The 25,121-nt window shown below is 69.1% G+C and carries 21 protein-coding genes and 2 pseudogenes; 13 read left to right on the plus strand and 10 right to left on the minus strand.

What is annotated here, in order from left to right; all coding sequences use genetic code 11:
* Positions 1-81 precede the first annotated feature (81 nt).
* The 3 genes from KKZ08_RS16485 to KKZ08_RS16495 all read left to right on the plus strand — a co-directional run bounded on the left by KKZ08_RS16485 (position 82) and on the right by KKZ08_RS16495 (position 6,325).
* Positions 82-1,602: a class I SAM-dependent DNA methyltransferase gene (locus KKZ08_RS16485; protein WP_223775177.1), complete on the plus strand. Its 1,521-nt coding sequence runs from the start codon at positions 82-84 to the stop codon at positions 1,600-1,602.
* Positions 1,599-2,801: a restriction endonuclease subunit S gene (locus KKZ08_RS16490; RefSeq protein ID WP_223775178.1), complete on the plus strand. Its 1,203-nt coding sequence runs from the start codon at positions 1,599-1,601 to the stop codon at positions 2,799-2,801. The genes KKZ08_RS16485 and KKZ08_RS16490 overlap by 4 nt, the downstream gene beginning before the upstream one ends.
* A gap of 65 nt (positions 2,802-2,866) precedes the next feature.
* Positions 2,867-6,325, plus strand: a complete 3,459-nt coding sequence (locus tag KKZ08_RS16495) for a DEAD/DEAH box helicase family protein (protein WP_223775179.1) — start codon at positions 2,867-2,869, stop codon at positions 6,323-6,325.
* A gap of 828 nt (positions 6,326-7,153) precedes the next feature.
* Here KKZ08_RS16495 and KKZ08_RS16500 read toward each other — a convergent pair.
* The 3 genes and pseudogenes from KKZ08_RS16500 to KKZ08_RS16510 form a co-directional block, all read right to left on the minus strand.
* Positions 7,154-7,609: pseudogene (locus KKZ08_RS16500) on the minus strand (aminoglycoside phosphotransferase family protein); the annotation flags it as partial.
* A gap of 120 nt (positions 7,610-7,729) precedes the next feature.
* Complete coding sequence (locus KKZ08_RS16505; protein WP_223775181.1) at positions 7,730-7,969, minus strand: hypothetical protein; 240 nt, start codon at positions 7,967-7,969, stop codon at positions 7,730-7,732.
* Between the two features lie 408 nt (positions 7,970-8,377).
* Positions 8,378-8,548, minus strand: a complete 171-nt coding sequence (locus tag KKZ08_RS16510; protein WP_223775182.1) for a hydrophobic protein — start codon at positions 8,546-8,548, stop codon at positions 8,378-8,380.
* A gap of 190 nt (positions 8,549-8,738) precedes the next feature.
* On the opposite strand from KKZ08_RS16510, the gene KKZ08_RS16515 reads away from it, so the two are divergent.
* Positions 8,739-8,924, plus strand: a complete 186-nt coding sequence (locus KKZ08_RS16515; protein WP_223775183.1) for a CsbD family protein — start codon at positions 8,739-8,741, stop codon at positions 8,922-8,924.
* A 337-nt stretch (positions 8,925-9,261) separates the two neighbouring features.
* Here KKZ08_RS16515 and KKZ08_RS16520 read toward each other — a convergent pair whose 3' ends face one another.
* The 6 genes and pseudogenes from KKZ08_RS16520 to KKZ08_RS16540 form a co-directional block, all read right to left on the minus strand.
* Positions 9,262-9,480: an STAS domain-containing protein gene (locus KKZ08_RS16520; protein WP_223775184.1), complete on the minus strand. Its 219-nt coding sequence runs from the start codon at positions 9,478-9,480 to the stop codon at positions 9,262-9,264.
* Complete coding sequence (locus KKZ08_RS16525) at positions 9,480-9,641, minus strand: hypothetical protein (RefSeq protein WP_223779377.1); 162 nt, start codon at positions 9,639-9,641, stop codon at positions 9,480-9,482. Before KKZ08_RS16525 ends, KKZ08_RS16520 begins: the two co-directional genes overlap by 1 nt.
* Entirely contained in the window at positions 9,592-9,888 is a 297-nt protein-coding gene (locus KKZ08_RS38650; RefSeq protein WP_263303346.1) for a serine/threonine-protein phosphatase, read from the minus strand. The genes KKZ08_RS16525 and KKZ08_RS38650 overlap by 50 nt, the downstream gene beginning before the upstream one ends.
* A gap of 50 nt (positions 9,889-9,938) precedes the next feature.
* Positions 9,939-11,039: pseudogene (locus KKZ08_RS38655) on the minus strand (SpoIIE family protein phosphatase); the annotation flags it as partial.
* Positions 11,040-11,132: 93 nt separating this feature from the next.
* Positions 11,133-11,507, minus strand: coding sequence for a hypothetical protein (locus KKZ08_RS16535; RefSeq protein WP_223775185.1), 375 nt, complete (start codon positions 11,505-11,507; stop codon positions 11,133-11,135).
* 226 nt (positions 11,508-11,733) lie between these two features.
* Entirely contained in the window at positions 11,734-11,994 is a 261-nt protein-coding gene (locus KKZ08_RS16540; RefSeq protein ID WP_223775186.1) for a hypothetical protein, read from the minus strand.
* A 341-nt stretch (positions 11,995-12,335) separates the two neighbouring features.
* On the opposite strand from KKZ08_RS16540, the gene KKZ08_RS16545 reads away from it, so the two are divergent.
* From KKZ08_RS16545 to KKZ08_RS16555, 3 genes are all read left to right on the plus strand, one after another.
* A complete protein-coding gene (locus KKZ08_RS16545; protein WP_223779082.1) occupies positions 12,336-13,133 on the plus strand; it encodes a SigB/SigF/SigG family RNA polymerase sigma factor in 798 nt (265 codons plus the stop codon).
* 93 nt (positions 13,134-13,226) lie between these two features.
* Positions 13,227-14,546 carry a cytochrome P450 gene (locus KKZ08_RS16550; RefSeq protein WP_223775187.1) on the plus strand — a complete coding sequence of 440 codons (1,320 nt, stop codon included), beginning with the start codon at positions 13,227-13,229 and terminating at the stop codon, positions 14,544-14,546.
* 140 nt (positions 14,547-14,686) lie between these two features.
* On the plus strand, positions 14,687-14,896 hold the full coding sequence (locus tag KKZ08_RS16555) for a DUF4287 domain-containing protein (protein WP_223775188.1): 210 nt from the start codon (positions 14,687-14,689) through the stop codon (positions 14,894-14,896).
* Positions 14,897-15,050: 154 nt separating this feature from the next.
* Here the strand turns inward: KKZ08_RS16555 and KKZ08_RS16560 are convergent, their stop codons facing one another.
* Complete coding sequence (locus tag KKZ08_RS16560) at positions 15,051-15,467, minus strand: ANTAR domain-containing protein (protein ID WP_346657879.1); 417 nt, start codon at positions 15,465-15,467, stop codon at positions 15,051-15,053.
* Positions 15,468-15,662: 195 nt separating this feature from the next.
* Between KKZ08_RS16560 and KKZ08_RS16565 the strand changes: the two genes are divergently transcribed.
* From KKZ08_RS16565 to KKZ08_RS16590, 6 genes are all read left to right on the plus strand, one after another.
* Complete coding sequence (locus tag KKZ08_RS16565; protein WP_223775189.1) at positions 15,663-16,907, plus strand: MFS transporter; 1,245 nt, start codon at positions 15,663-15,665, stop codon at positions 16,905-16,907.
* 157 nt (positions 16,908-17,064) lie between these two features.
* The gene (gene snpA / locus KKZ08_RS16570; RefSeq protein WP_223775190.1) at positions 17,065-17,760 is read left to right on the plus strand and encodes a snapalysin; all 696 of its coding nucleotides are present in this window, start codon (positions 17,065-17,067) and stop codon (positions 17,758-17,760) included.
* Between the two features lie 104 nt (positions 17,761-17,864).
* Positions 17,865-19,781, plus strand: a complete 1,917-nt coding sequence (locus KKZ08_RS16575) for a transglycosylase domain-containing protein (RefSeq protein WP_223775191.1) — start codon at positions 17,865-17,867, stop codon at positions 19,779-19,781.
* Between the two features lie 91 nt (positions 19,782-19,872).
* On the plus strand, positions 19,873-20,739 hold the full coding sequence (locus KKZ08_RS16580; protein ID WP_223775192.1) for a MerR family transcriptional regulator: 867 nt from the start codon (positions 19,873-19,875) through the stop codon (positions 20,737-20,739).
* 81 nt (positions 20,740-20,820) lie between these two features.
* Positions 20,821-22,611 carry a serine protease gene (locus KKZ08_RS16585; protein ID WP_223775193.1) on the plus strand — a complete coding sequence of 597 codons (1,791 nt, stop codon included), beginning with the start codon at positions 20,821-20,823 and terminating at the stop codon, positions 22,609-22,611.
* Positions 22,608-25,121 (plus strand): tetratricopeptide repeat protein, encoded by a 2,514-nt coding sequence (locus tag KKZ08_RS16590; protein WP_223775194.1) that lies wholly within the window; start codon positions 22,608-22,610, stop codon positions 25,119-25,121. Before KKZ08_RS16585 ends, KKZ08_RS16590 begins: the two co-directional genes overlap by 4 nt.

Below are 25,121 nucleotides of genomic sequence, written 5' to 3' on the forward strand. Positions count from 1 at the left end.
CACGTAGCATCCCGGCCTGCCATACGCTCATGATCTTGCGAGTGTCCCGCCCTCATCAGTGGGCTGCGCTAGCCTGCATCCGTGATTACAGGTGAGCTGAAGAGCAAGATCGACCGACTGTGGGACGCCTTCTGGTCAGGAGGTATCTCCAACCCGCTGGAGGTCATCGAACAGATCACCTACCTGATGTTCATCCGGCGCCTCGACATCCTGGAGCAGGCCAAGGAGAACCGAGCCAATCGCACTGGGCGGCCCGTCGAAAACCCGATCTACTCGGACGACACCCAAGTCCTGCGCTGGTCGGTGTTCATCAACGAGTCCCCCGAGAACATGCTCACCAGGGTGCGCGACGGTGTCTTCCCCTGGCTACGCGCTCTGGGTGGCGAAGAGTCTACCTATGCACACCACATGAAGGACGCACGGTTCACCATCACGACCTCGAACCTGCTCACCAAGGCCGTCGACATGATCAACGGCATCGACATGGGTGACAAGGACACCAAGGGCGATCTATACGAGTACATGCTCAGCAAGATCGCCACGGCTGGGCAAAACGGCCAGTTCCGCACCCCCCGGCACATCATCCAACTAATGGTAGAGATGATGGCTCCACAGCCCGGTGATGAAATTTGCGACCCAGCGTGCGGAACAGCCGGCTTCCTGGTGGCCTCCGCCGAGTACGTCGAGCGCACGCACCGAGAGGCACTGTTCGAGCCGACTCGAAGGCAGCACTTCAACGAGGAAATGTTCCACGGCTTCGACTTCGATAGGACGATGCTCCGCATCGGCAGTATGAACATGCTGCTGCACTCGGTCGAAAATCCCGACATCCGCTATCGCGATTCGCTTGCTGAGAACGCATCGGCCGAGGCCGATCAGTATTCCCTCATCCTCGCTAATCCACCCTTCGCTGGCAGCCTCGACTACGACGCGACAGCAGCCGACCTACAGAAGGTCGTCAAGACCAAGAAAACCGAACTGCTGTTCCTCGCCCTCTTCCTGCGCCTACTCAAGCCCGGTGGCCGGGCCGCGGTCATTGTCCCGGAGGGGGTGCTGTTCGGTTCCAGCAAAGCGCACAAGGAGCTGCGGAAACTGCTCGTCGATGGCCACAAGTTGGACGCCGTGGTCAAGCTACCGGCTGGCGTCTTCAAGCCGTACGCAGGAGTCTCCACAGCGATCCTGTTCTTCACCAAAACCAACAGCGGCGGCACGGACAACGTCTGGTTCTACGAGGTCACCGCAGACGGCTGGAGCCTAGACGACAAGCGGGCACCGCTGCTAGGAGAAGACAAGCTTGGCCCCCTCGTCAGCAACGGTGCGCTAAGCGAGGACGAGCATGCCAAGAACAACCTGCCCGACGTACTTGCCCGTTGGCGACGCCGCAATGGCAGCGAGCAGGAACGAGTCCGGACCGAGCAAAGCTTCTGCGTCTCCAAGGCCGAAATCGCCGCCCAGGGATATGACCTGAGCCTCAACCGGTACAAGGAGATCGTCCACGAGGAGGTCAAGCACCGCCCGCCGAATGAAATCATGGACGAGCTGGACCGGATTGAAAAAGAGATCCGACAGGGGATGAATGAGCTGAGGGAGATGCTGGGATGACCAAGTGGCCTACCGTCCCAATTGGACACGTCACTCGCGCAATTGGCGGCGGGACACCAACTCGCAGTAATCCCGAATTTTATGGAGGAGATATCCCTTGGGTTACACCTAAGGATATGAAACGCTGGAAGATCAGCGACTCCCAGGTGCGCATTACAAAGCCAGGATTGGAGAATAGTACAGCCAGGCTAGCTCCAGCACATTCTGTCCTCGTCGTCGTTCGATCCGGCGTATTGAAGCACACAGTCCCAGTAGCAATTAGCGAGCGTCCTGTAGCGATCAATCAGGACATGAAGGCACTGATCTGCTCCGAGGATCTGGATCCAAATTACTTGGCCTATTTCATCAAAGAGCGGTCTAGCACTATTCTACAATGGGTTCGAGCAACTACGGCGGATAATTTTCCGATCGGGAATCTGATGAATTTTCACATTCCCCTCCCGCCTGTGAGTGAGCAGCGCCGCGTTGTCCGAATTCTCGATCACGTCGAAGCACTACGAGGCAAGCGCCGCGAGGCGGTAGAACTCCTGAGCGATCTTAGGCAGTCAATCTTTGCCGAGATGTTCGGCAATCGGGTAGAGATCTCTCAAAAGTGGCCCCAGAAGCATCTTGGGGAAATGCTTGAGTTTCTAACTAGCGGATCGCGCGGCTGGGCTGCCCACTACACAGATAATCCCGGGAGTCTTTTTCTTCGAATTCAGAATGTGCGCGACGGGGAACTTCTAATGGATGATGTCGCGTACGTCATCCCTCCCGATACCGCAGAGGCTCGCCGCACTCGAGTCCAATCTGGTGACGTGTTGCTGAGCATTACAGCAGACCTTGGACGCACTGCCGTAATCCCTGATGGACTTGGCGAAGCATTCATCAATCAGCACCTGTCAATTCTCCGATCATCAAAGCTGAATCCACATTTCTTGTCGGCATTCCTGGAAAGCCCTCTGGGACGCGAGAGGATCCTGGGCAGAAATCGTCAAGCCGTGAAGGCCGGCCTGAATTTTGATGATGTTCGATCCCTCAATGTTCCGTGCCCGCCCATGCAATTCCAAGAGGAGTTTGAGAGGCGAATTGCCCGAGGTCGTGAACTTCAAGGTTCACATATTGCACATCTAGACGCGCTTGACTCGTTGTTTGCCTCGCTGCGGAATCGCACGTTTCGTAGCGAGCTTCCCTCCGGGGACCTCCCGCGCGCCACCTAAATGTCGAGCCACCCTGAGCCGTAGCGCACCGTTTTCGACCGCGCCCGCCCGTGAAAGGTCTCCCCGTGAGCAACTTTGAGTTCCTCAAGGCCGAGTGGCCAGAACTGCACCGTGAGGCGATACACGCCGAGCGATTGGCATACGCGGACCCGAGGGCATCCGCATTTTACGTGCGCCGGGTGTTGGAACTCGCGGTGGCGTGGCTGTTCGAGGCCGACGACACGCTTAGGTTGCCGTATCGACGTGATCTAGCCGCACTGATTGCCGAGCCGACGTTAGTACGGGTGGCCGGCCCAGCGGTGCGGGCAAAAATGGATGTGATCCGTCGGCAAGGCAACATCGCGGTGCACCGCAAGACCCCCATCACTCCTCAGGACGCGGTGCGCACGCTCGCTGAGCTTTTCCACGTCCTGTACTGGATGGCCCGCACCTACACCCGCGATCAGACCAAGCTGCCTCCGTCCACACTCGCCTTCGATACAACGCTGATACCTCGGCCAGTCCCCGCAGAGGTGCGCATCGCCAAGCAGGCCGAGCTGAAGGCCCAGGCAGAGAAGCACGCTGAGCAGGATGCCGCGCTGATCGCGGAGCGAAAGAAGAACGAGGATCTCGATGCAGAGATCGCCGAGCTGCGCGCACAGATCAAGGCAGCCAAGGTCGCTAACGAGGCACAGCCGGACACACACGACTACAACGAAGCCCAGACCCGCACCCTGATTATTGACCTCCTTCTCAAGGAGGCTGGCTGGGACCTGGACCAGCCGAAGGACCGCGAGTACCCGGTCACTGGGTTGCCGCCCGCGGCCGCGCCCTCTGGCAAGGGCAAGGTTGACTACGTCCTGTGGGACGACGACGGCAAGCCTCTGGCCGTCGTTGAGGCCAAGCGAACCACCCGCGACCCCCAGCAGGGCAAGTATCAAGCGACCGTCTACGCCAAGGCCCTGGAAGATCAGTTCAAGCAGCGGCCGGTGATCTTCTACACCAACGGCTACCGCACCTACTTGTTCGATGACCTCAGGTACCCTCCCCGTCAGGTGCAAGGCTTTTACACCAAGGATGAACTTCGTCTCTTGGTCCAACGGCGAGCCAGCCGCCGAAGCCTCGCCAAGATGCCGATCAACGAGCAGATCGCCGGCCGCCACTACCAGTCCCGTGCAATAAGACGGATTGCCGACTCCTTTGAAAAGGACTCACTGCGCCACGCCCTGCTCGTGATGGCAACTGGATCCGGAAAAACCCGCACCGTAATCGCGCTGAGCGACTTGATGATGCGCGCAAACTGGGCCAAACGCATCCTCTTCCTCGCTGACCGCACCGCCTTGGTCAAGCAAGCCACCAACGAGTTCAAGAAGCATCTGCCTGGTGCCCCCGTCGTCAACCTGCTGGAGGAGAAGGACCCCAACGCACGGGTATTCGTCTCCACCTATCCGACGATGATGAATCTGATCGATCAGACCGACGCTGCGGGCCGCCGTCCCTTCGGCCCTGGCTTTTTCGACCTGATCGTCATCGATGAGGCACACCGCTCGATCTACCAGCGATATGGTGCGATCTTCGACTACTTCGACGCACTCCTTGTTGGCCTGACAGCGACGCCTAAGGACGAGGTCGACCGGAACACCTATCGCCGCTTCGAGCTTGAGGATGGCGTGCCCACTGATGTCTACAGCCTGGACGAGGCGGTGGCTGAGGGCTACCTGGTGGCGCCGCGTGCTGTTGATGTCCCGCTGAAGTTCCAGAGGGGCGGCATCAAGTACGACGACCTCTCCGACGAGGACAAGGAGAAATGGGACGAGACGGAGTGGAGCGAGGATGGGCAAATCCCTGACGAGATCACCACAGAGGAACTGAACAAGTACCTCTTCAATGCCGACACCGTCGACAAGGTCCTGCAGACCCTCATGACTCATGGCCTGAAGGTCGACGGTGGCGACAAGCTCGGCAAAACCATCATCTTCGCCGCCAACAACCGCCACGCGGAGTTCATCGCAGAGCGGTTCGACAAGAACTACCCGCACCTCAAGGGCGCCTTCGCTCAGGTCATCACCTACCGCACCGAGTACGCCCAGAGCCTCATCGACAAGTTCACCGATGCTGCGGAACTTCCCCAGATCGCCATCTCCGTGGACATGCTGGACACCGGCATCGATGTGCCTGAGGTCGTCAACCTGGTCTTCTTCAAGCTGGTGCGGTCCAAGACCAAGTTCTGGCAGATGGTCGGTCGCGGCACTCGCCTTGCACCCGACCTGTTCGGCCCGAACCGGAGCAAAGACGGCTTCCTGGTTTTTGACCTGTGCCAGAACATCGAGTTCTTCAACCAGAACCTGATGCGCGCTGAAGGCAGGGTCGCCCCCTCCCTGAGCCAGCGGATCTTCGAACGCCGCGCCGACCTGCTCCTCGCCCTCGACGGGGCAGAAGACCCTGGCCAAGAGGCGACGGAGTCTGCCGTACGGCCAGAGTCCGATGGCACGGTTAGTGATGAGGGCTTGCGCTGGGACCTCGCTACACGCCTGCACGACGAGGTGACGGCGATGAATCCGGACAACTTCCTGGTCCGTCCGCACCGCGAGCAGATTGAAACCTTCGCGGACTTCGATGCGTGGCTTGCATTCACGCCTGACGCGCACAGCCAAGTCGTCGATCACCTATCAGGACTTCCGACGGCCTTCCGCGACAAGGACGACACCGGGGAGGAGGCCAAGCGATTCGACCTGCTTTCGCTTCGCCTCCAACTCGCCGTTCTGAATGGCGACCCGAGCTTTACTCGCCTGCGGGACCAAGTCCAGGAGATCGCGTCCACACTGCTCGACCAGCTGACTATCCCTGCAATCAAGGCCCAGCAGCTCCTGCTCGACGAAGTGGCCGGCGACGCGTGGTGGCAGGACGTGACGCTTCCCCTGCTGGAGACGATGCGCCGCCGCCTACGCGGGCTCGTCCGGCTGATCGAGAAGACCAAGCGCAGCATTGTCTACACCGACTTTGAGGACGAGCTCGGCGAGCTGACCGCTGCCACGCTCAGCGGCATGGAGATCGGCACCGATCTCACGCGTTTCGAGCAGAAGATCCGTATCTACCTCAACACGCATCAGGACCAGCTCGCCGTCCAGAAGATCCGTCGCAACAAGCAAATCACCGCCACTGACCTGTCACAGTTGGAACAAATCTTCGTCGAGGCCGGTCTCGGCACCACAGCAGACATCGACTACATCAAGGACGCCAAGGGCGGCCTCGGCCTTTTCCTGCGGTCGCTGACGGGCTTGGAGCGGGAAGCAGCGGCCTTGGCCTTCGACACCTTCCAGCAGGGCAAGACGTTCACGGCCAACCAGCTCCGCTTCCTCAACGAGCTGATCGACTATCTGGCGCGTAACGGCACCATTGACGTCGACGCGCTGTATGAGTCGCCGTTCACCGCGCTTGCGCCGACCGGCCCCGAGGCGATCTTTCCTGATACCGAAGTGGACGCGATGGTGTCCGTCATCCACTCGATCCGCTCCACCGCTGTCGCGGCCGACGGCGCGGCCTGATCAACCAGACACAGGGGAGAAGCAATGCGTCAGGAAGAAATCACCAACGAGTGCCCTGGGACCGGCCAGCATGGGCACATGGACGAGAGCGCGCCAAGCGACGACTGGTACGTGATCTGCCACGTGTGTGGAACGAAATGGGCGGGAGGCAGCACCCTTCTCGTGCCTCACGAGGACCTGCGGAAGCGCTGACCCTCGGGCTGGTGGTGCGTGAGCGATGCGTGAGCGGACGGGGCAGCATCAGGTAGATCAAGCTGTCACGTCAGAGAAGGCAACAAGTGTCTGAACAGGCAAAACAGCACCACGCAGAACGGTCAGTCACGCCCCGGCAGGGATTCGATCCCACTCCTAAAGCGGGTGTCGCAGGTTCGAATCCTGCCGGGGGCACTAACTGCATAGCAGGTCAGAGCACGTGTGAGGCCCCTCGTTCATTCGAACGGGGGGCCTCTCTGCTGCCCGGAGTCCACATAGATTCCCCATCCCCAGTGATCATGGAAACCGCCCCGCTCCCAGTGCGGGGCGGGGCGGTTCGCTCTGTCTCATAGGGTTCGGCGCCTCGGCTCGGACGGACACGCTACGCCCGGCAGGCGCCTCGACAGCCCGCGCACGAGGCGAGGGCATTCTGCCGTTCCGTCACGAGCCAGGCGCGACCGGCAGGCACCAACTGGGCCCGTCGGCGGCGTTTTCAAGCCAAATTCGTTGGCGGTCCGGCTCGACGCTCACCCCGAACTCGGTTACGGCCGGCGAGCCCGCCGCGTGCCACAGCGCGAGCGACTGCTCGGCCTCTCCCCACAGCGACATCGGGCCGCCCTCGCGCACCGACCAACCGTCGCCGTCCTCGAACAGCACCGTGAACGAGTCGTTCGCCGCGTCGAGGACGTACGCCGGCTCTTTCACGTACGGGGCCTGTCCGTCGCTGCCACCTTCGCGCACCTCGCACTCGCCGTCGAGATCCGCCGCCAGCTCGTCGGGCCCCCTTCTGGCCCGGCCGGGCCAGGGCGGCAATGGCGCGTCATGCAACTTCCGAATGGCGGCGCCCGCCGCGACCCACGCCGCCGGTGACGCCGTCGACGGTTTGCCCAGGCTGCCGAGCGCCGTCCCCGGGACCGCGGCGATGGCGAGTACGGACGGCTTGCGCCACAGGACCTCCGGGGTCGGGACCGGCGCCAGAGTCATCGCCTCGGCGTCGATGCGCGCCTGGTCGGCGTCCACCTTCAGGAACACGTCGCCGACGTGCAGGGTCGCGCGCTCGGAATGGGCGACGACGACTTCGACTTCATCCATGGGTGACCAGTATCCCGGGGGTGACCGTCGACGTCGCCGCGTTTGTCGCGCGCAACGACGTTGCGGACCGCGGCCCGTGGCCTGGGATGCGCGGCTCAGCCAGCAGGGCTCTTTGCAGCCTCAGGAGCTGAGGCCCGGCTCCTGGTCGGTCAGCCGCCAGTCCGACAGGCGGTCATCGACACCCACGGACGCGGTGAGCTTCCGGCCGGGCAGCGCCTCGGGCTCCAGGCCGACGGCCTCCGCGATCTCCACCGCCGGATACCGGGCCGGCTCGGACCGTTCCTCCGGCGGCACATCGGCGACGATCTCCGCCTGACCACCGAACAGCAGCAGCACTTTCACGGGCACCCGCTCACTCATGGGTGTGGTCCTCTCAGTCCTTCCTGGGCGGTGTTGGGGAGCGGCGTTCTTCCTGGGCGGTGTCGGGGAGCGGCTTCGACGGTTTGGTCCAGGCGCGTTATCCAGGCGCGTCGCGACTGCCCTGATAGTCGGTGGCGCGCTTCCCAGTGTCCGGGACGCGGTCGGGGTCGCGGGTCGTGGGTCGGAGGTTGGGGGGCGCCCCTCCCGCCGGCGGTCGACACCGGGCCGGGCCGGGGCGCCGACCGCCTGTCCACGTCCTCGCCCACGCCCACGCGCGTCGGCCCTGTGAGCGAGTCCTCTATGACGAGAGGGGGACCCGGCCGTCCAAGGCCGGGTCCACCTCTCTGGCGGCAGCGGCGCCTATCCCTCACCACGCCGCGCCATGCCGTCCTCAGTCGACGGCGTGGCTCACCACCGGTACCAGCGTCCCTTGCGGCCGCCGCTCGCAGCGGGCCGGATCACGAAGCCGAGCAGCCACACCACCAGCACGATGACCGCGATCCACCACAAAGCCTTCAAGGCGAAACCCGCGCCGAAGAGGATCAGGGCCAGAAGAAGAACCAGAAGCAGGGGAACCATCGATATCAACCTCCTGGCCAAGCTGATGCTCTCAAGTCAGTCCCGCAAACGCGGAGAAGTGGAGCTTCTTTTTATGGGGTGCGCCGCTGGAAAAACCGAATGCGGGCGGGACGTTTGGCTGACGCCAGAACGGCCAGATGAACGGCAGAACATAAATGGTGCCAGCGATGCCAAGGAGGCGTGAGCGGACATGACCGCCAACGAGAAGGCAAAGGCGAAGACCGAGCAGGCCAAGGGCGCCGCCAAGGAAGCCGCCGGTCGCGTCACGGGCAACGAGCGCCTGACCGCCGAAGGACGAGCCGAGAAGACGCAGGGTGACACCCGCCAGGCCAAGGAGAAGGCCAAGGACGTCGGCAAGGACATCGGCAGGAACTGACCGCACCACAGCCCGAGGGAATTCCCTTTTCAGCGCGACCGCTGATGGCTGACGCCGTGGGCGGCCGCGACGCACGAAGCCTGCTTCCGTGCCGTCGAGAGAGACCGAGAATTACGTTCACGGTCTTCACTCGGCGGCACGGAAGTTTTGCTTATCCGTTCGCGGACACGGATTGGCTGCTCGTGGCGCCCACGGCGCCCGTAATGGCGGAGACCGCGTCGGCGACTGTGGCGTGGCCGGCCAGAAGTGAGTCGACGCCGGTGCTGACGAGCATGCGCATCAGGCGCTCGGGTACGCCGGCGAGGCTGAGGGAGCCGCCCGCCGCTCGGGCCGCGTGTCAGATCCCGATGAGAGCGCTGAGGCCGGAGGAATCGCAGAAACCGACCTGCGCCAGGTCCAGGACCACATGAGGCGGTCCTTGCTGGATGATCTCCAGGGCCTGGGTGCGCAGCGAGGGGACGGTCCGCATGTCCACGTCGCCGATGACCGCGGCAATGGCGACGTGGGGGCCGGGACGCTGAACTGTCAGGCGGAGCGTGTGGGTCACGTCGGTCATCACTCCTGGCCGAGGTGTTCGGGTGTGGCGGCGGTGTAGGCGGTGGCGACGACACCGGCCTCGGGTGCGGCTTCGGAGTCGGGTACGGACAGGGTGAGCAGGGCCACGTCGTCACCGGCCCCCTCGGTCAGCGACGCCAGTAGCGCGACGGCGTCGTCCACCAGGGCGGTGGCGGTCAGGGGGGCCGGTGCGCTGGTGGAGGAAACCGGTCAGGCCGTCCTCACCGAGCATGGTGCCCTGGGCGGTACGGGCCTCGGTCAGCCCGTCGGTGTAGAAGAACAGGCCCTCCCCGGGCGCCAGGCGGAAGGTGCTCTGGGCGAAGTGAGCCTCAGGGAAGGCGCCGATGAGCATGCCCCCCTTGGGGCGTACCGCCTTGACCCAGGCGGAGCCGCTGTCGTCGGAGCGCACATGGTAGGCCGGGGGGGGCCGCCGGTGGCGACGGTGACGGTGAAGCCTCCGTCCTCCCGTGGTGTCAGGAGGCCGAAGAGCGCGGTGCAGAAGCGGCTGCCGGCGGCGACGTCGGTGAGCAGGGCGGTGTTGAGTGTGCCCAGGACGGTGACCGGGTCCGGATCGATCTGCGCCGCGGCACGCAGGGTGTGGCGGGCCAGAGCGGTGACGGTCGCCGCTTCCGGGCCCTTGCCGCACACGTCGCCGAGGAAGAACGCCCACCGGTCCTCGTCGACGGGAAAGCCGTCGTAGAAGTCGCCGCCGACGTCATGCACGGAGGCCGTGTGGTAGTGGCAGGCGAGTTCAAGGCCGGGCCCCACGGGAAGCGCGGGCGGCAGCAGTGTGCGCTGGAGAGTGGAGGCGAACGCCGCGATGGCGGCTTTGTCCTTCTCCGCCTGCTCCCGCGCCGCGCGTTCCGCCTCGGCACGCGCCCGTTCCATCTCGGCGTGCCGGCTCTCGGCCGCCCGCCGCTCCTGCTCGTCGCGCAGCGCGCGCAGTGCCGACAGCCGCAGTTCCATCTCGTCCATGACGATGGCGGCCAGGTCGGACAGGGTGGCGATGTCGTCCTCGGTGATCGAGCGCGGCTTGGTGTCGAGGACGTTGACCGTGCCCAGCCGGTGGCCGTCCGGAGTGGTGATGGATGCGGCCGCGTAGAAGCGCACCCCCATCTCTCCGGCGACCAGCGGATTGCCCGCCGCCACCGGGTCGCTGAGTGTGTCGGGTATCACCAGTGCGTCATCGCGCAGGATCGCCGAGCCGCACAGGCCCGGATCGCGGCCGATCTCCTTGACGCCGTCGAGGCCGTGGGCGGCCTTGAACCAGATGCGGTCGCTGTCGACGATCGTGACCGTGGCCACGGGCACGTCGAAGAGGCGGCCGGCCATCGCCGCGACCCGGCCGAACGCACCGTCGGGCGGTGTGTCGAGGATGTCGTAGCGGCGTACCGCGGTGATGCGGGCCGCCTCCACATCCCGGTCGGGGACCACCTCAGGGCTCCGCCCGGGTGCCGGGTCGGACGCCGAAGCCTGGGAGATCACCGGCTTTCCTCTGCGTCGATGGGCCGCCGCAGCGGCGGGACCGACGCACCCTAGACGGAGCACACGTCCGAACATCAATCGCCGGATACGCCGGACCGGCCGCGGCCCGGTGGCACCGGAGGCGGGCCGGGGCCCATGGCGCTTGAGCCCCTCTGCCCGCCCACCTCTTCACTCCGGACCGGCAGCGGTGGTTCTCAGCGTGTCGCCGGTGTACTGGAACTCTTCCATCAGGCGGGTGGCCTCGACGATGAGTACGCCGTAGGGCCGGGAGGGGTCTGCCAGCGGCAGCCGATGCTCCTGCGCCGCGTCGAGGACGTCCTTGAGGGCTCGCTGGGCCGTCGCGGACTGGCGGCAGACCTGTTCGGCCTGGCTCTCCAGGACATCGGCGTCCAGTCGGGAGAGGGTGCCGGCGATGTCCTGGAGGCTGGACGCGAAGTCGGCGTAGGCCCGCAAGACGGGCGTGTAGGTGTAGGTCTCCTCGCTCTCGCGCCACTGGTGCAGGCTGCGCGTGAGTGAGACGAGTTGATAGACGGCGCGTTCCATCGCGTTGAGGACGCGCCGGTAGCGGTGGAACGCCGGTGGAAGCCGACGGAGCGGCGCGTTCGCCCGCCAGGCTGCGCGCTGACGTCCTGGTGCCGCAGCCCTTGGGCCATGTCGCTCAGCAGGGACTCGATCTCGCAGGCGAGGGAGCGGAGACCTTGTTCGGCGCCGCGGTAGCGCAGCGGCGGGGCGACGCACGTGTTCACCAGCACACCGAGACCACAGCCGATCAGGACCAGCACAGCGCGAGAACGCCGGTGGCGACGCGAACGCCGTGACCTGCGAACGCGTGCAGCGATGGGGCGATCCCGAAGGCGACGGTCGCGGCGCACGGCCTGCTCTGGTACACCGTCACATTCATGATCAGCACAGCGGAGAACGGTGCGAACGCCGGTGACTTCGCGTGCAGGAGATCGTGGGCGATCCACCAGGCGACGGTCGCGGCCAAGGCGCTCTTGCACAGGCGCCCCAGGCCAAGCGCCCCAGCCACGCCTCGTACGGTGCTCGTCACGTCTGTGCGCGCCTTTCTCATCTGTGGCTCATGCGAGTCTGTGTCGTCTTACGCGGGACCGTGCCTTATGCGGGACCGTGCCTTGCGGGACCGTGTCTTATGCGGGTGCCGGAGAAAGCGATTGTCCCGAGTGGAGCCGTTCACACCGAGGCGCTGATCACAATCACCCCCGCTGGCCCAGGCCTCGTGTTTGGACGGCCGACGGCCGGGCAAGCGCGATGAGCCGGACAATCAACGACGAAGTAGGGGTGGGGCACATGGTCACCGTGACGACCACGGAACAGGCCACGACGCGGACCGAGCAGGACCTGGTCGAGCGTATGTGCCACCTGGATCCGGCGTCGGTGGCGCCGCGGGATGCGCGAGCGATCTCCAAGCGCTTCTTCGACCGGCTCGGCGAGCTGGAGGAAGGCACGCACGAGTACCAGTACGTGCGGAACTGCCTGATCGAGATCAACCTGTCCCTGGTGAGGTACGCGGCATCGCGGTTCAAGCACCGGGGCGCGCAGGAGATGGAGGACATCGTCCAGGTCGGCACGATCGGGTTGATCAAGGCGATCGACCGGTTCGAGCTGACCCGTGAGGTGGAGTTCGCCACCTTCGCCGTCCCGTACATCACCGGCGAGATCAAGCGGTTCTTCCGCGACACCAGCTGGGCCGTCCACGTGCCGCGGCGCCTCCAGGAAGCACGTATCGAACTGTCCAAGGCGACCGAGGAACTGCGCACCCGCCTGGGCCGTACGCCCACGACCAGCGAACTCGCCGAATTGATGCAGCTGGACCCGGCCGAGGTCAGCGAAGCGCAGAAGGCCTCGAACGGGTACGCCTCCGTCTCGCTGGATGCCGCCCTGAGCGGAAACGACGGTGACACCGAGTCGGCCCTGACCGATTTCATCGGCGTCGACGACGACCGCTTCGACCTCGTCGACGACTTCCACGCCCTGGCCCCGCTGATCGCCGAACTCGACGACCGTGAGCGCCGGATCATCCACCTGCGTTTCGTCGAGGAGCAGACGCAGACCCAGATCGGCGAGGTGCTGGGCTGCTCGCAGATGCACGTCTCCCGCCTCATCACCAAGATCGTCGCCAAGCTCCGCGCGGGCCTCGTCGCGAGCTGACGGCCGGGCTCCGCCCGCAAGGGCGACCGGCTGACCCGCGTCGGCTCCGCCTGCCAGAGTGGGCGCTCCACGCCGTAGCGAGGAGGCACAGCCATGCGTATCCCTGGTCCCGAGCGGGAGGCCGACGGAGGGGTGGGGGCCGTCGCGGCGGCGGGTGGGCTGCACCTCTACCAGCTGCGTCTGCATGAGGAGTACGGACCCGTCGTACGGTTCCAGCTGCCCGGCGCGGGAACCGCCGTATCCGTCGCCGACCCCGTGCTGCTGGAGGCCACCGCGCACGTCGACAAGCGGCCCGCGCGGCTCTTCGAGTTCCTCGCGCCGCTGTGCGAGGCCGGGAACCTACAGGTGCTGGACGCCGAGGAGCACGGACCCTGGCGGCGGCTGCTGCTCTCGGTGTTCGCCGGACGGCCCTCCCACGAACGGCACTTCGCTCACTTCACCACGCTGGCGACGGAGCTCGCGGACCGCTGGGCGAAGCGGGCCGGGCACGGGCCCGTCGCGCTCCAGAAGGACCTCACCGCGCTGTCGCTGCGGATGATCTGCGCGTACGCGCTCGGGGGCGCCGCCGCCGGCATCGTGGACCCGGACCGGGTCACCGCCGCCTTCGAGGACGTCCTCACGACGTACCTGGGCCCGGCCCGCGAAGAGGGCGCGGCGTCGGCCGCCGGTTCCCTCGCCTACCTGCGCGCCACCGTCGACCGCGTCATCGCCGCGCACCGCTCCGGGGGCCGTACGGACCGCAGTGACCTCATCGGCGCGCTCGTCGAGGCCGGGGAGGAGCCCGCCCGGATCCGCGACACCGTCATGGTGACGCTGCTGGCCGCCCACCACACCACCGGCGTCGCCGTCTCCTGGACGCTGCATCTGCTCGGGCAGCACCCCGCGGCCGCCGACCGCGTCGCCGCCGAGCTCGACCACGTGGTCGGCGACCGTGCGGCGCCCGGCTTCGCGGATCTGCGGCGCCTGACCTATCTGGAGCTGGTACTCAAGGAGTCGATGCGGCTCTACCCGCCCGGCCCGTACGGCGCCCGGGAGACGACCGAGCCGCTGCGGCTCGGCGCGTACCAGATCCCGGCGGGCACGACCGTCTTCTATCCGTTCTGGGCCATCCACATGAATCCCGCCTACTGGCCCGAGCCCGAGGCCTTCCGCCCCGAGCGGTTCACCCCCGAGGAGGCGGCCGGGCGGCCGAGGCTCGCCTACGTGCCCTTCGGACTGGGGCCGCGCGGTTGTGAGGGCGCCGGGCCGGCCATGGTGGAGGCCCAGTTGGTCCTGGCCGTGCTGCTCAAGCGCTTCCGGTTCCGGCCCGCGCCGGGGCACGAGGTGGCGCCGGTCGAACGGTTCGTGCTCTGGGCCGCCGACGACATCCGCATGGTCGGGGAACCGCGTCGGCCCGGGCCCGAGCATCCGTAGCGACGTGACGCACGGCACATGCGTTTTCCCCGGCTCCGGCGATGAGTCGGGGGCTTTCCTGACGTCCTATGAGTGAACCGCCGCACGCCGCCGCGTACGGCGGGCTGATACGACCACACGACCGTGAGGAACCGAGCGCCATGAGCAACGCAGTGAAGGGCCCCGCCAGCTACTTCCCCTCCATCGAGAAGAAGTACGGCCGCCCCGTCGAGGAGTGGAAGCAGCTCGTCCGCGACTCCCCGCTGACCCGGCACATGGAACTCGTCGCCTGGCTCAAGAGCGAGCACGGCATCGGTCACGGCCACGCCAACGCGATCGTCGCCCACACCTTGGCCGAAACCGTGGCCTAGCGGGGCCCGGCTGCCGCGCTTGCCGTACTTCTCCTGAGACGGACGGTTCGAAGGTGCGGCCCCGGGTACCCGGGGCCGCAATCGCAGGTGGCGCCCGGGAGCTTCCTGCGACAGGCTCTCCTCGTTGGAAATGCAGCGTGGAGAGCTGCCTTCGCTATGCCGTCGGTTCCGTGCACTCGGACGTCGCCCGGGCGCGGGCGAGGCTGGCGTCCAGGGCTCTGCGTACGTTCTCCGGCAGTTCCCCCGCGCACCCCCAGGCGACGACCAGGTCCGCGACGCGGGTCAGCTTCATGTTGGTGTGCTGGGAGGTCTCCCGGAGCACGGTCCAGCCCTGGTCGGGGGTCAGCTTCCCCAAGGCCACGACGATCCCGATCGCCTGGTCCACCGTGGCGTGGGACTCCACGGCCTTCTCCAGCTGGATGACCTTGCGCTGCAACTCGATGACCTTTTCGCCCTGTTTGGCCGCGTTGGCCGCGTTGGCCGTGTTGACCGTGCCGGTCGCGCCGTACTGGCCTGTCGGCTTCTCCGGCTCGTCCGGTCGTCGTCTCGCATCCACGTCTGATGACGTCACATCGCCTCCGGGGGCTAGGGGGCCAGCGCCAGAATGCCACGGCGTATTCGGCGGGCACCACAATTCCTTCACGTCTGTCCCTGCCCCGACATGAGCGCCGCACTCTGAACGACAGCGAGGTCAGCGCGGCCTCGACCTCGCCCGGCGTACGCTTCCCGCCGAGCCGCACCACCATGCCGAGCGACCAGGGAGAACATGAGCGTCACGGACACCGCGGCCGGACCGGCACCGCACCCGGCCCCCCGCCCCCGCTCACCCCTGCGCCTCGCCGCCTTCCGGCGGTTCCTCCTCGCCCAGCTCGTCTCCGCCACCGGGTCCGCGATGGCTCCGCTCGCCCTCGCCTACGCGGTCATCGGCGCGGGTGGCGGAGCCGGGGCGCTCGGTGCCGTGCTCGCCGCCAACACCGTGCCGACCGTGGCCTTCCTGCTGGTCGGCGGCGTCCTCGCCGACCGGCTCTCGCGCAGCCGCCTGCTGTTCGGCGGCAACCTCATCGCCGCCGTCGCGCAGGGCGCCCTCGCCCTGGTGGTGGCCACGGGGCACGCGGGCACCGGCTCCATCGCGGCCTGCGGCTTCGTCTCGGGCGTCGCGGTGGCCTTCACCACGCCCGCCGCGCAGGGCGTCCTCCCGCAGCTCGTCGCGCCGGACCTGCTCCAGCAGGCCAACGCCCTGCTGCGGCTGCCCACCAACGCCGTCAAGGTGGCCGGGCCGGTCGCGGGCGGGCTGATCGTCGCCGCCGGCGGCCCGGCCTGGGCGCTCGGCCTCGACGCGCTCACCTTCGCCGGCGCGGCGTTCCTGCTGCTCGGGCTGCGGCTCGGCGCCCCGGCCACCCGTGGCGGCGCGCTCGCCGACCTGCGGGCGGGCTGGACGGGCTTCTGGTCGCGGACCTGGCTGTGGACGTACACGGCCGCGGGGACGGTCCTGGTCGCCGCGTTCCTCGCGGGCTACCAGCTGCTCGGCCCGGTGGTCGCCGAGGAGCACTACGCGGGGGCCCGCACCTGGGGGCTGATCCAGGGGGCCTTCTCCTTCGGGCTGCTCGCGGGTGCGGCCGTGTGCCTGCGGTGGAAGCCGCGCCGACTGCTCGTCGTGGCCGTGGCCGCCAGTGCGGGACTGGCACTGCCCCTGGCCGCGATGGCGTTCGGCCTGGGGCTGCCGTGGCTGCTGGTGTGCGCCGCGCTGGCGGGTGTCTGCCTGGACGTCGCGGGCGTCACCTGGGTCACGGCCTTCCAGCAGCAGGTGCCCGAGGCGGAGTTGGGCCGCATGAGCGCCTTCAACCAGGTCGGCGAGCGCCTCGCCATCCCGCTCGGCTACCTTGTCGTCGCGCTGCTCTCGAACACGTTCGCCGAGCGGTCCGTGCTCCTGGTCTGCGCGGGAGTCATCGTGGCCACCGCGGTGCTCAATCTCTGCGTACGGGACATCCATCAGGTCAGGCGCCTGCCGTAGCCGCACCCGCCCCGCCAACTCCCGCCGTCTGCACGGGGGTTGATGTCGTTGAGTTATCACCTAATGGCATCGGGTCCGACCGCGCTCCGGCTCCCGATACTCGTCCCGACCGGAGGCCGCACCCGCAGGCCTCCATCCCGGAAGGGACACACCCCACATGAACAGAACCAGAACCGGAGCCGTCGCCGCCCTCGGCGCCGCCGCCCTCGTGGCCGCCCTGACCGCCCCCACGGCGTTCGCGGCCCCCGCCGCCCCCGCTCCCGCCGCCGAGAAGTCCACGGCGGCGTACGCCACCTCCGCGTACTCCTCGTCCTCGTACACCGGCGAGAGCCAGGCCGCCAACCGGCAGTTCTTCGAAGCCGTCATGAAGTCGGCGCTGAAGAAGCAGGCGGCGAAGCCCGGCATCCAGGCCGTCACCGTCACCTACAGCACCAGCCGGGCCCCGAGCTTCCGCAGCCAGATAGCGCAGAGCACGCAGATATGGAACTCCTCGGTGAGCAACGTGAAGCTCCAGGAGGCGAGCAGCGGCACGGACTTCGAGTACCGCGAGGGCAATGACTCGCGCGGCTCGTACGCCTACACCGACGGGCGCGGGCACGGCTACATCTTCCTGGACTACCGGCAGAACCAGCAGTACAACTCCCTGCGCGTGACGGCCCACGAGACGGGTCACGTGCTCGGTCTCCCCGACCACTACTCGGGGCCGTGCAGCGAGCTGATGTCGGGCGGCGGCCCCGGCCCGTCCTGCACCAACGCGCGGCCCAACGCCCAGGAGCGGCAGCGGGTCGACAGCATCTGGTCCCGTGGGGTCGCCGTCCTCAAGGACGAGGGCGAGCTGACGAAGATCCGCTGACCGGGACCCACCGGCACCACCGCTCACCTGCGGCCCGGCGGTTGTTACGTACCGCAAACACCTTCCGGGCCAACCCGGCGGCGCGCGGCGCCCTCTCCCACGACATGGGTATTCATGCTCGTGGGAAGAGGGTGCACCGCCGTGTGCGGCGTCTCGTGGACTACCCGCGCTCCGGCCGCGCGGGCGTCCGCCGCTGGCTGCCCTCCTGGCGGCAGCTGCTCGGCTCCGCCGGTCTCTTCGCGCTCACCCTCACCGCGCTCCTGATCGGTGTGTACGCCAGCGTGGACATTCCCGACGAGAACGCCGGGATCCACCGAGAGGCCAACGTCTACTACTGGTCCGACGGCACCCAGATGGTGAGCACCGGCGAGGTCAACCGGCAGAACGTGGAGCTGGACCAGATCGCCCCCGCCGCCGTGAACGCGGTGATCGCCGCCGAGAACGAGACGTTCTACGACGACTCCGGCGTCTCCCCGAAGGGCCTGGCGCGGGCGGCGGTCAACATGGTCCGCGGGCAGGAGACGCAGGGCGGTTCCACCATCACCCAGCAGTACGTGAAGAACACCTACCTCTCGCAGGACCAGACCGTCACGCGGAAGGTCAAGGAGTTCGTGATCGCGCTGAAAGTGGACCGCAAGAAGAGCAAGGAGGAGATCCTGGAGGGGTATCTCAACACCAGCTGGTTCGGGCGCGGGGCCAACGGCATCGAGGCGGCCGCCCACGCGTACTACGGCATCCCCGCCGAGAAGCTGGACCCCAGCCAGGGCGCGTTCCTGGCCGCCATGCTGAAGGGCGCCGAGCTGTACGACCCGGCGGGCGGCAAGGCCAACCGCGAGCGGGCGCGCGGGCGCTGGGCGTGGATCCTGGACCGGCAGGTCGACGTGGGCCTGATGTCGAAGAAGGAGCGGGCGAAGCACCGCACGTTCCCCGAGCCGCGCAGGCAGTCGCGCTCCACCAGCCTCGGCGGCCAGACCGGTTACCTCGTCGACGTCGCCAACAAGTACCTCAAGCAGCGCACCGGCCTCACCGACGAGGAGCTGGCGCGCGGCGGGTACGAGATCCACACCACCTTCGACAAGGAGAAGGTGGCCCGCCTGGAGCGCGCCGTGCGCCGGGTCCTCAAGCGTGACCTCGCGCCGAAGACCCGCGCGGCGGACCGGCACGTGCAGGTCGGCGCCGCGTCCGTGCGCCCGTCCGACGGTGCGGTGGTGGCGCTCTACGGCGGCCGCGACGCCACCGAGCACTTCAGCAACAACGCGGACACGTCCGGCGTCCCGGTGGGCTCGGCGTTCAAGCCGTTCGTGCTCGCCGCCGCGCTCCAGCACGGCGTTTCCGCGCCCGACTCCCCGCTCGCCGGGGCCGAGCAGAGCGTCCTGGCCGACAGTTCCTACGCCGCCGACGGCACCCTGCGCCGCGCCACGGGCGGGCCCGACCCCGACCACCCCACCCTCCGCGCGGCCCTGTATCCCGGCGGCAACGCGACCTACGTACGCCTCGGCAAGGACGTCGGCCGGGAGCGGGTCCGCCGGACGGCCGTCGACGCGGGGCTGCTGTCGCAGAGCATGGCGCCCCTGGAGCCGTCCTTCTCCGTCGGCACCTCGACGCCCAGCGCGATCCGGATGGCCGCGGCGTACGGCACCTTCGCGGGCGGCGGGCTGCGGCACGACCCCTACTCGGTGACCAAGGCCGTCAAGGACGGCTCGGCCCTGCCCGGCCTGGAGCGGCCCGCTCCGGGGCGCGCGCTGGACGAAGGGGTGGCGGGCGAGGTCGCCGACGCCCTGCGCGCGGGCGGCAAGGACCTCGGGCCGGGGGTCTCGGCGGGCCGCACGGGCGACCAGGACCGGCTGCGGACCGCCTGGGTCACCGGGTTCACCAAGGACCTCTCGACGGCGGTGACCGTCTTCCGCGTCCGTCCCGGCGAGCCGCGGCTGCTGCCGATGTCGGGTGTCGCGGGGAAGGACTCGCGGCGCGGGAACGTGCTGCCGCCGCGGATCTGGGCCGCGTACGCCGGAGAGAAGTGACGGGCTGCGGCGGGCGTTGACCTTGCCCCTGGGGCAGACCCCAGAGTCTGCGTCACCGGGCCGGCCGGCCCGGTGACGGAGGATGGCGACCGTGACCGCGCAACCAGAAGAACTGCTCTCCATCGGCGTGTTCGCCGCCCGTGCGCGGCTCTCGCCGAAGGCGCTGCGGCTGTACGACCGGCTCGGGCTCCTGACGCCCGCGCACGTCGACGAGGCCAGTGGCTACCGCTACTACCGGGCCGACCAGATCGAACAGGCCCGCACGGTGGCGATGCTGCGCCGTCTCGACATGCCGCTGGCCGGCATCGCCGGGATGCTGGGGCTCGACGGGGAGCGGGCGGCGCGCACGCTCGACGCCTACTGGGCCGGGGTCGAGGAGCGCTTCGCCGAGCAGCGGACCCTCGCGCGCTACCTCCGTGGACGACTGTCGGGAAGGAACGCCGAGTTGTACGCGACATTCGAGGTGAAGACGGTGGACGTACCGGAGAGGTACGTCCTGAGTGAGACCCGCCATGTCGGTGCCCGGGAGCTGCCGGCCTGGATCGCCGCCTCGGCGGAGCGGCTGGAGCGGGCGGCCGAGGAGGAGTGCGGGGGCATCGCCGCCCCGCACTTCGTCGCCTACCACGCGGACGTGACCGAGGAGAGCGACGGGCCCGCCGAGTCCTGCGTGCCGGTCGCGGACGCCGAGGCGGCCCGCGCGTGGGTCGCGGCCCAGGGGCGCTCGCGGGACCTCCAGGTGCGGGTGGAGCCCGCGCACCGCCTCGCCTACACCAGGATCACCAAGGCGCAGGTCGCCTATCCGCAGATCATCGCGGCCTTCGACGCCGTGGAGGCCTGGGCGGCCGAGCGGGGTCTGACCCTGACGGGGCCGTGCCGCGAGGTGTACTTCGCCGACTGGGACCGCAGCGGGCCCGAGGACGAGGTGTGCGACGTGGCGTTCCCGGTGTCGGGGGCGTAGGGCGCGCCCTGTGGATTCCCTCCCCGCCGCCCCATGCAGCCCAGGCGTCATTGCCCGTCCCGGCGCCTATCCTGAGGAAGCATGGGGGATGGGGACAAGAGGCGGGAAGGTTTCGGCGAGGGCGTGAACGCCCCTGCTGATCACGGCAGTTGGCGGGTACGTCTGCGGCGGTGGGCCGCGTCGGGCAGCGGTGACGTGCTCGGCGCCGGGGTGCTGTTCGGCGGCGAGCACGTACTCACCTGCGCCCATGTGATCCGCGACCCGGTGACGGGCCTGCGCCCCGAACGCGTCCAGGTCGAGTTCCCGATGCTCCAAGGGCTGACGCGCACCCCGCGCCGCACCGCGGCGGTGGCGGCCGGGCACTGGGTGCCCCCCTTCGGCAAGGCGCAGGGCGACCTCGCGCTGCTCGTCCTGGACGAGCCCGCGCCCGTGCCGTCACCGGTCACGCTGCACCGCACGCTCGACTACCGGGGCGCCCCCGTCCTCATCGACGGCTTCCCCGAGTACCAGTCGGGCGGCGAGTGGCTGACCGGCGCCTGCATGGGTCCGGGCGGCGAGGGCGACGAGCGGGTGCAGATCGACCTGACGGGGGCGGGCAGGCTGCGCGGCGGGTTCAGCGGCTCGGGGGTGCGCGAGGAGGGCGGCGACCGGCTGCTCGGCATCGTCGCGCAGGCCGACGAGAGCGGCGAGCACGGCTACATGATCCCGGCGGCCACGGTCGCCAAGTACTTCCGCCGGTTCGCCGAGCGGTACGTGACCGGGCCGCACGCCGTGCCCGGCCACCGCGTCGTGCCCGCCGAGGCGGCCCGCGCGGCCCGCCCGCACGGCCTCCAGCGCACCGTCACCCGCTGGCTGAACGGCGACGAGGACGCCTGGGACACCGAGGTCCTCTTCATCACCGAGGACGACGAGCGGGCCAGGCAGGCGCTGTACGTCGTCCTGAACATGGCCGACCGGGAGCAGGCGCCGCACCTGGCCGTGAGCCCCCTGGACGCCGCCGGACCCGGTCCCGCCGAGCCCGGCGCCTCGCTCCTGTCCCGCGCCGGGATCGCGCCCCGCGTCGGCAGCATCGGCCTCGTCCTCGACCTGGAGGGCGCCGCCCTCGACGACCCCGACCGGCCGGAGCTGCGCGAGGCCCTGGCCGTGCTGCGGCACGAGCTGCGGCACGCGGCGCGGCGGCACACGGCCCCGCGCCACCGCCCGGCCGTCGCCGTGCTGTACGCCGACCGGTCGCCGACCGAGCCCGCCACGGCGGTGCGGATCCTGCGGGAACTCGCCGACGCCGGGGCGCGGCTGCTGCTCGTCGTGCGCGACGGCACGCACGGTTTCCCCTACGCCATGGCCGAACGTCTGCTGCCCGCCGACCGGGCCGCGCGGTGGCTGCGGCGGATCGGCGCCCGCGTCGACGAACTGTCCGGCACCGAGCGGCGTGCGCGGCGCCTCTTCCACCGCGTGGAGCCGCACGTCGTGGACCCGCCGCTCGCCACCGGGTACGCGGCGCGGGCCGCGCTGTGGACCGTGCAGCTCAGCGACGAACTGCGGCCGCTCACCGGGCGGGGCGGGCCGCACTTCCTGGAGAAGCTCTCGTACGCCGAACAGGCCGTGGACACCTACCTCTTACGGGCCAGGGCCGCCGAGGAGGAGCTGCGGGCGGTACTCGACGAGCATCTGCGGCTGCGCGGGCTGCTCCGCGACCATCTGGCGCGCCTGGCGCGGCGGGGCCTGGCCGAGCACGCCGACGCGGTCGGCCCCTACCGCGAGGCGCAGCGGCTCCTGATGGCGGGACCGTGTCCGCTCGCCGACGCCGAGCGGGCCGTGGAGGCGTTCGCGCGGGTGGTGCGGCGCCTGGCCGAGGCGGACGGTGACGCGTGAGCCCGGTCAGGTCCTGTACGCATCCCGGCTGTTCGGGGACCATCACGCCCACCGGATACTGCCTGGCCAGCGGGGAGCGGGTGGACCCGGAGACGGGGCGGCACTCGGCGGCGGGAGGGCACTCGGCGGGGGCGCCCGCGCCCCCCGGCCCCGGCCTTGAACCCGGCCTCGCGCCGACCGTCGCGGTGAGCGGCGGCCCTGACCCCTCCGGGCCCCCGCCCCCCTCGTACTCCTCCCACGGTCACGAGGAGCCCCCGTACTGGATCGTCGGCCCGGGCCCGGCCACCGCGCCCCCGCCGCGCCCCGCCGGTGTCACGCTCCCGCCCGAGAACCCCGACCCCACGGTCCTGCCCGAGATCACCCTGCTGGACCGCGCCGACCGCGAGAGCGGCGACGCGGCCCGCCTCGCCCCGCCCGGTTCGCTGCCGCTGCCGTCCGGCACGCTGCTCGCGGGCCAGTACCGCCTGGTGCGGCCGCTCGGCTACGGCGGCATGGGCGAGGTGTGCCTCGCCCATGACACGAAGGTCGACGACCGCGCCGTCGCCATCAAGATGCTGCACGCGGATCTCGCCACGGACTCGTACAGCCTGCTCAAGGGCGAGCGCAAGGAGCTGGTCGAGCTCAACCACGACGGTTTCATCCGGGTGTTCAACTACGGGCACCACGACGGCATCGGGGACTTCCTGGTCCTCCAGTACGTGGACGGGCTCAACCTCGAAGAGGTGCGGGCCCGCGCCCGTGAGCGCCCCGAGGAGTTCGGCCACGAGCGGTTCCTGGAGTTCGCCCTCGCCTACGGCGTGCGGATCCTGGCCGGGCTCGCCTATCTGCACGCCCCCGAACGCGGCAAGGTCTACGGCGACCTCAAGCCGCCCAACGTCATGCACGACGGCTCCACCACCAAGCTCATCGACGTGGGAAGCGTGCGCCGCGCGGGCGCGCCCGGCCTCACCACCTCCGCCTACCGGGCGCCCAGCGTCGGCGACCACGGCGAGTCGCTGCCGCAGGACGACCTGTTCAGCCTCGGCGAGACGCTGCGCAGCCTGTGCGGCCTCGGCGCCACCCGCCACGACCTGGCGGAGCTGGCCGCGCTCGGCCCGCTGGACGACCCGGCCGCCGGGCACCGCGGGCTCGGCCTGGTCTCCCTCGCCCGCGCCCTGCGCCGCGCCACCCGCACCCGGCGCGCCGACCGCTTCGCCACCGCCAGGGAGATGGAGGAGCAACTGCGGGGCGTCTTCCGGGAGTTGCGTTCCCTGCGCACGGGCATGGAGACCTTCGAGCCCTCGCCGCTCTTCCTGCAATCGGCGTACGCGCTGGACGGCGGGCTCGGCGCCGCGCCCGAGGTGTCGCGCTGGGCCGCCCCCGACCCCCCCGACGCCCCTGGTGCCTCTGGTGCTTGCGGTGCCGGGGGTTCCGCGCCCCGCTATCCGGCCCCCGCCCCGCCCGAGGTGGCCCGGCGGCTGCCCGTGCCGCGCCCCGACCCGGACGACGACCACCACGGCGAGCTGAGCAGGCTCAGCGACGACGACCCCGAGGCGCTGCTCCAGCACACCGGCGACTGGCGGGACTCCCCCGAGGTGCACCTGCTGCGCTGCCGGCTGCGGCTGCGGGTGGAGCCGCACGGCGGCCCCGGCGCCCTGTCCGCCGCCGAGACCGCGCTCGCCCTCGCCGAGGACGCCATAGGTCCCGCGCGGGCGCCCCACGACTGGCGGCTCGACTGGCACCGCGGCCTGCTCGCGCTCGCCCGGTCCCGGGTGGCCGAGGCGCGCGGCCACTTCGACCGGGTCTACGGCGCGATCCCCGGGGAGTACGCCCCCAAGCTGGCTCTCGGCCACTGCGCCGAGCACCTGCGGCGGCCGCACGAGGCGCTGACGTTCTACGAGGCGGTGCGGCTGCGCAATCCTTCGCTGGGCAGCGCGGCGTTCGGCGCCGCCCGTGCCCGGCTCGCCCTCGGCGGCCCCGACGCCCTCACCGCCGCGATCGCCGCGCTGGACGCGGTGCCCCAGCACTCCCGGCACCGCACGGCCGCCCGTACCGCCGCGGTGCGCATCCGCGCCGACCACGCGCGGGACGCGGACGGACTCGGCACGGCGGTGCGCGCCCTCGCCGGGCTGTTCTCCGCGCACGGCCTGACCGACGAACAGGCCCGCGTGCGGATGAAGGCGGAGGTGTGGGGCGTCGCCCAGCGCCTGCTCGCGCCCGCCGAGGGCGCCCCGCGGATGACCGGCGCCGAACTGCGCGCCGTCGCCGGACGGGCCGATCCGCTGCTGGAGTTCCCCGCCGACGAACGCGCGCTGCGCAAGGACCTGTCCCGCTTCTACCGCGGCCTCGCCCTCCAGGCCGCCCGCGACGCACCGCCGCGGGGCACCGAGACGCCGCTCGCCGAACTCCTCCTGGACCGCGCCTACGCGGTACGCCCCTTCGCCTTCCGACACCACAGGGACACCCCATGGCCGGGCAAGAAGATCAAGGACTGGATCAGGAACAACACGCCGACGCAGCCGGGCGGTTGA

Origin of the sequence: Streptomyces sp. 135 (assembly GCF_020026305.1) — a bacterium.
Taxonomy (GTDB): domain Bacteria; phylum Actinomycetota; class Actinomycetes; order Streptomycetales; family Streptomycetaceae; genus Streptomyces.